This window comes from Bradyrhizobium sp. LVM 105, assembly GCF_003957705.1.
Lineage (GTDB): Bacteria > Pseudomonadota > Alphaproteobacteria > Rhizobiales > Xanthobacteraceae > Bradyrhizobium > Bradyrhizobium frederickii.
This window is the reverse complement of the sequence record NZ_QZMV01000055.1, coordinates 1-6396: the sequence shown is the minus strand read 5'-3', so window position 1 is coordinate 6396 and position 6396 is coordinate 1. Positions and strand designations below refer to the sequence as shown.

General features: G+C 56.1%; 3 protein-coding genes and 1 pseudogene. 2 read left to right on the top strand and 2 right to left on the bottom strand.

Annotated elements, in window-relative coordinates; genetic code table 11:
- Positions 1 to 997: 997 nt before the first annotated feature.
- On the bottom strand, positions 998 to 3100 hold the full coding sequence (locus tag D6B98_RS39145) for a peptidase domain-containing ABC transporter (protein ID WP_430642610.1): 2103 nt from the start codon (positions 3098 to 3100) through the stop codon (positions 998 to 1000).
- 254 nt (positions 3101 to 3354) lie between these two features.
- Positions 3355 to 3468 (bottom strand): hypothetical protein, encoded by a 114-nt coding sequence (locus tag D6B98_RS42125; protein ID WP_502699968.1) that lies wholly within the window; start codon positions 3466 to 3468, stop codon positions 3355 to 3357.
- A 2473-nt stretch (positions 3469 to 5941) separates the two neighbouring features.
- On the opposite strand from D6B98_RS42125, the gene D6B98_RS42120 reads away from it, so the two are divergent.
- The gene (locus D6B98_RS42120) at positions 5942 to 6112 is read left to right on the top strand and encodes a hypothetical protein (RefSeq protein ID WP_126262197.1); all 171 of its coding nucleotides are present in this window, start codon (positions 5942 to 5944) and stop codon (positions 6110 to 6112) included.
- A 37-nt stretch (positions 6113 to 6149) separates the two neighbouring features.
- A pseudogene (locus tag D6B98_RS39130) lies at positions 6150 to 6323 on the top strand (co-chaperone GroES); the annotation flags it as partial.
- Between the last annotated feature and the right edge of the window lie 73 nt (positions 6324 to 6396).

Sequence of the window (6396 nt, the reverse complement as noted above, 5' to 3'; positions counted from 1 at the left end):
CGTCTGGACCAAGAAAAAGGTCCGTCAACGCCGTTTCAAAGGCCGCCGTCTCACTCAGCTCTGATTCCGGGTACTAGATCGTCGTCTCCGGTCTGCCTTTCGGAGCGGCAGAAAGATCGGCTTCGTACGAATGTCAGTCGTCGATTATTCTCCCCAAAGCGTGCCCGCCATACCGATCTCTCGTGCGCAGGAATAGCCAATCACCTCGGTCGGGGTTGCGGCAGGCAAGATGTGCCCAGCCGACTGACCGCTGCCATCCCAGATTCGCTGACGCAATGGGTGAACCACTCAGTGTAATCACCTGTTCTTCGGAATACCGTACGAGAACAAGGAACCGACGCATGCATTGCTGCGCGCAAGTAAAACACTGCACGGCGGTCGTCGCGGATCTCTTCGACTTCTGGCAGCAAACTTTGCCGCGGATCTCCGGCAAATCAAAGCTGGCCGAGGCGATCCGCTATGCCGTCTCTCGGCGCGCCATCTTCCAACGCTTCCCCCCGGTGGCCGCATTGAGCTCGTCTCCACCACCGTCGAACGCGCCATCAGCTACAACAATTCGAGAATCTCTTCGCGGGCAGCGACGGCGGCGACAAACCTTGGCAGCCATTCGCAACCTGCCGCAAACGACGTAAATGAACAATGTCGATCCATTCGCGTAAGGTCAGATACTTCAGCGTATTACCAACGGCTTACCTTGGAACGAAATCGAAGCGCTTAAGCCATGAGACCACGCCCTCTGACGACCTCAGCTTGCCGCTGGCGTAGTTCACCTCGAGATTTCACATGCCTTTTGGTTGAGTTCGCGCACGCTCTCCCGATGCTTGCACGTCGGTCATCAGGCGTGGATCGTTGTTTGGCTGCCGATCTCGCTCCATCACCGAGCGTGGTATACACTTTCGAACGTCGATCAGCAGGGTCAGTTTGAGAGGATAAGCTCTCCCACGATTCCGCCGAATTTTCCGATAAGCCATCATCTGCAACTTTAGGGCTCGACGGTTTACGTCTGCCACAAGCGCGCATAAGCGCTTTCAGCCAGCAGATCAGGATGTCTGCCCTCCGCAACGATCTGGCCCCTGTCTAAGAGGACGATCTTGTCGGCACCACAGATGGTGCTGAGTCGGTGAGAGATGACCACGATAGTCTTGCCGTCCCGACGCAAATCCTCAAGGAACCGGTGCACGGTGGCTTCCGCAACAGAATCGAGGGAGGAGGTCGGCTCGTCCAAAATTAGGATTTCCGGATCCCGGTATAGAACTCGTGCCAACGAAAGGTGCTGCTTCTCGCCACCAGACAACTTTACGCCATTTTCGCCCAGGTAGGCTTGGAAACCTCCGGGCCAATGCTCGATTGCCTCCCGCAGCCCAGTTTGATCGCAGATTTTCATAATCCTATCGATCTCAGGTTCGAATTCACCAAGTGCGATGTTCTCGATCACGGAGCCCGAGAATACGTCCGCTGATTGGGGTACCGCACCGACAATCCTGCGCAGGGATCCCTTCGAAACGTCCTTGAGATCATAGGAACCGATCCGGATGGGTCCTCCCTCAATCGGATAAATATTCTGTAGCAGCGCAGCAAGGGAGCTCTTGCCGGAGCCGCTTTCCCCCACCACTGCGGTTATCTCCCCTCTGCGGAACGTGACGCTCAGATCTTGAAAGAGCTTTGGCTGGGCGCCATGGCGAAACGTGACATTCTCCAGGCTGATATCACCAAGCCCGGATTTTGTGAGATCAGCAGTGCCGTCAGATGCCGGCTCTAGGTCCAAGATCTCGAACAGGCGATCCGCCACAACAAAGGCGTCCTGCACGATTCTGTTAGTTTGGATCAGGTCGGCGAGTGGTCGGTTGATATAGCCGAGCAGTGCATAGCAGGAAAGCAACTCACCTGGAGTGACGGTCCGGTCCAGAACAAGCGTCGTGCCAAACCACATTAGCAGGATTGTAACCAGAGTTGAGAGGAAGCTACAGGCATTATCTCCGGCGATTGAGACGAGACCGACGCTGTAGGCCGACTGCAGCGTCTTGACGAAGCGGGTCTCCATCTTGAGGCAGGCACCGCGCTCGATGCCGAATGCCTTGATCGTAGAAACAGCTCTGAGCGATTCCACCAGTTGCGCCGCGAGATCGGCGGCACTCTCCATCATCGCTCGCTGTCGTTTCCTGTTCAGCCTGTCGATGGTCCAATATAACAAGACGCAAAGCGAAACCGAGATCGCCACGACAACGGCGATCTTCCACGAGCAGAGGAACAGCAGCGCGAGCGAGAACAGTGTCACCAGAATGTTGACGAACATCGTGATCGAGAGCTCGTTAAGGAAGCTCCTGATTTTCACCGCATCGTTCATCCGGGAGACGATTTCTCCAACGCGCATACTGTGGAAGAACTTTTGAGGTAAGCTTAGGATGTGATTGTAGTAACTGAGGATCAAGCACACATCGATCTTCTGCCCTGTCGCCAACACGATCCGGCTTCGAAGCAGATTGATTAAGGTCTGAAGCACTAGGATCAGCAACATCGCGACGCCCAAGAGGTTAAGCACGTTGCGATTGCCTGATGTCACAACCTGATCGACGATCTTCTGGACGTAAATGGCCATTGAAAGATCGAGGATCGTGGTTACCAGCGCGCCGACGAGAGCCTGGGTCAACGCCGCTCTGTGTGGCGCAAGCAGTCGCGCGAAGCGGACAATGGTAGAGGTGGTCTCATCGCGACGCTTGAAGGTCTCTGCCGGAACCAGCAGCACCAGGACGCCAGTCCATTGCACCTTGAACTCTTCATGCGATAGCTTTCGGATTTCTCCGAACGCCGGGTCCATGACGGTGACCCACCGCGCGTCGATCGCCACGACGACCACGAAGTGGTGCAGCCCATCCTTGACGGTCATATGCGCAATAGCGGGCTTTGGTATCCTGTACAAGCTGTCGAAGTCGCCCTTGACCCCCTTCGCAATGAAGCCCAACTTTTGAGCGGCATGCAAAAGACCCGACAGCGTGGTGCCGGAGCGGTCGGTCGAGGCATACTGGCGGATACGAGACAATGGCAACTTGCAGCCGTAGTGGGCTGCAACTGAAGCAAGACTGACGGTCCCACAATCCGTCATGTCGCGCTGCTTAAACTTGACGATCTGACTCGGCACGGTGGTTCACTGACTTTTAAAAGTTAGATATTTGGCTAGCAGCCAAGAGCGGGTTGAGCCAATCGTCCATCTCAATGTAGATGAGTTGCAGGCGAGTGCGCTCGGCGACGACGAATCGGACTCGTACAGTCATGCCTTTCTTCAGATGGCCGATAGTTCCACTTTTGAGTGCAAGGTAACTGCGAGAGAGCACGCAGCGGACCTTGAAGACCAGATTCTTATCTAGCAGGACGAAAATCCTGTGTGACGTTCAGCACTGTCGCGTCGCGCCCTCCCCATTGATTGGAATTGAAGGCATCGACCTGGAGGCGCGCCGTCTGACCTTGCCGCACAAACCCGGTGTCTTTAGGAGAAACGTAAATATCTGCACCAGTTCGCCTTCCCGCGATATCCAACACACGGTTTGCGACGCCTGGACGTAGCTGCCGGGCGAGAGGCCGGAGAATTGCTCGAGATCGCCGGACGCGGGTGCGCGAACGCCGGTCAGGTCGCGCTCGCCCTGAGGTCGATGTAACCTGGCGTTCAACTCCTGAAGGCGAAGGTTAGTGTCGACCGGCTGCTGACTCCATTCGGCGAATTTGCTCCGTGGGAGGATCTCGCCTTTCAACTCAAGCCTCTGCAGAGCCAACGTCTTGTCCTCAACTACGTTGGCGCGCGCTGCAGCAGCGTGGCGGAGGCGCTTTGCCCTTTCGAGGTACACCGCGCCATTGCTGCGGGCATGTTGGTTCTCCCGCAACGGGTGGATAAAACGTAGCCGCGCCTTGGCGAACTCGGTCCGGAGTCGGGCGGGAGGGTCGAACTGCGTGCCTGGAGGTCACTGGCACGAATCGCGCTTCAGACGGATTGCGTTCGCCAACGCAGCGACTTCCTCCTCAATGAACTTTTCGTCGAAAACCAGAAGTTTCTGGCCGTGCACAACCCGATCGTCGTGGACAGCAAGGACACGAGAAATGCACGCGGAAAGCGGCGCAATCAGCGGACTCTTCTCAATTATGGAACGAATAGTACCGGCACCTTGAAGAGAGAGCATTATAATGATGGCCGGCAGCGAATCCACACCCGCAACTACGGACAGCATAATGAGCTAGTAGATCGCCAAGGATCGTCCTGATCCTCGGGCCAAGATGCTCACAGCAGTGCGACCAGCCATTACCGGAGCAAGCAACGCATCACTCATAGTGGCATGAGTTGATGCGATTGGCTGGTGCAAAACACTGGGCGACATTCAGCGGCCCGATCCAGCTCTCCAACCAAAGGACGGCTAGTAGCTCATTAGCTGCCAAGCAGCCACGACTGCGAACATGCTCGCAACAACTACTGCAGATAGACAGAGCTCACCCCTCTCGGACTCGCCGCTACTTCGTCAGCATCGATTTCGGCCACATTGTAAGATGCCGTATTGACTTTCATTTTTGGTCTCCTCTCGAATGGGGGGACGCTGGTAATGCAGGTCGGCAGATTCTGGGGCGCCAGAGAGGTTAACCGTCTTTGAGATCGCCAGCCGCCCGCATTGTGTCTGCCCAGAGCGACGGACTCTTACCGACGCAAGTCGAACGGTATATTCGCGCCATTGCTACGGCGCGAAAGCGTTTCGTTCCGCAACGAAGTTTACAAATGAGCCTGAGGCGAGCCGGCCTGCATCTGTTTACCGCGCCGGCTCGCCAGCTACTTCTCACGAAAGCTGCTTAATCTCACGAAAGCTGCTTAATCGTCGCAGACTACTGTCGGGACCAACACACCCGTGTAAGGATCTGGCACTCACTCGATCCAGCAACCGGAGCCCCCAGCAGCGCATGCTTCTTCGTAGGTCAGTTCAGTCACTCCATAAGCTGATAAATCCATTCTTTTTCCTTTTGCATAGGACGGCGGGTCAACAACTGCTGCCGCCAACGTACGGGCTTCAAATTTCCTGCCAGCCGCTTAGGACAGCGGTAAAGTGTGCGTGTGTTTTGTTTATAGGCCTGAGTGAAATGTGCGGCAGACGGCTCGGACAATAGGTCGAAACACGACTAGTCAGTCCCGAACACAACAAATGGGAAGAAGACGGCGATCATCTGAATTGGGCGAGCCGGGCTGCTAGAACTGCGGAAGCGAATTCCCATCAGCACCGCTGTTCCATCATAGCTGACAAAGCTCGAACGTGCACAAGCGCAACCAAGATCCGACACCGACGTGAGGATCCGGCGCATGCGGTTTGGCCGCCAGCCTTACCAAGCGCGCAGAAGCGCGACTCGGTCGAACGTGTGGTCGGCGACCGCGGCGGATTGCCGTGCCGATGACGCGTGACTCCATGCGCCTTCCTCATGCCCCGGTCTGCTGTGTTCGTACCGCAGCGCCCAATGGCCTGATAGGTCGGAGCCGATCAATTCTTGAACGCCCCGCGCTCGAGATAGTTGGTACAATTGCTATTATGCGCGAGGATCTCATATTGCTCGGGTCCGCTCTTCGCTGAATCTTGTGCGCCCCACGTTTTCCCCGTCGCCGGCTCCAGACGCTGCTGTCAGACGAAGCAATCATGTGCAGGCCGGCCAGCGCCGTCGAAATACGCGACGCTTCGATCCGTGTAAGGGCCGTGAGGAACTCTGGGTTCAACCGCGTGTTTCGGCGAAACGCAATGTCACTTCCGCAACAGCTTGGCGGCCATGTCTCCAAGGGCGTCTGCTTCCGGACAAAGACACGCGCAGACCAGCCAACGGATCAACAGAACTGCAGGCATAGATCGTTCAGCTGATTTTTGGCCTGACTCTTGCTGTAATTTGGTTTGTCACAATGTGGCTATCACCAACTTGAGCTCAGGAAACCGGCATGAATTTTCGTCCGCTTCACGACCGCGTCGTGGTCATGCGCATCCAGGCCGATAAGAATACCGCTTGCGGCGTTATCATTCCCGACACAGCCAAGGAAAAGCTGCAGGCATGGATCGTTCAGCTCATTATTGGCCTGACCTTTGCTATAATTGGGCTTGTCACAATGTGACTATCTCCAACTTGCTCAAAACGCTCAGGAGTCTTGTATGAATTTCCGTCCGCTTCACGACCGCGTCGTGGTCAAGCGCATCGACGCCGATGAGAAGACCGCTGGTGGCATTATCATTCCCGACACAGCCAAGGAAAAACCCTCGCAGGGCGAAGTCATTGCAATTGGCCCAGGCGGCCGCGATGAGACTGGCAAGCTGATTCCGATCGACTGAGCTGGCCCCGGTTGTCTGAACAGAATATCCGCGTCGATAAGTGGAGCCTCTGCCGGGGTTAGGCTGCCGT

Excerpts from the sequence above, each read along its gene's own strand:
- D6B98_RS39145 (WP_430642610.1), bottom strand. The coding sequence starts at position 3,100 with ATGACGGATTGTGGGACCGTCAGTCTTGCTTCAGTTGCAGCCCACTAC.
- D6B98_RS42120 (WP_126262197.1), top strand. The coding sequence starts at position 5,942 with ATGAATTTTCGTCCGCTTCACGACCGCGTCGTGGTCATGCGCATCCAG.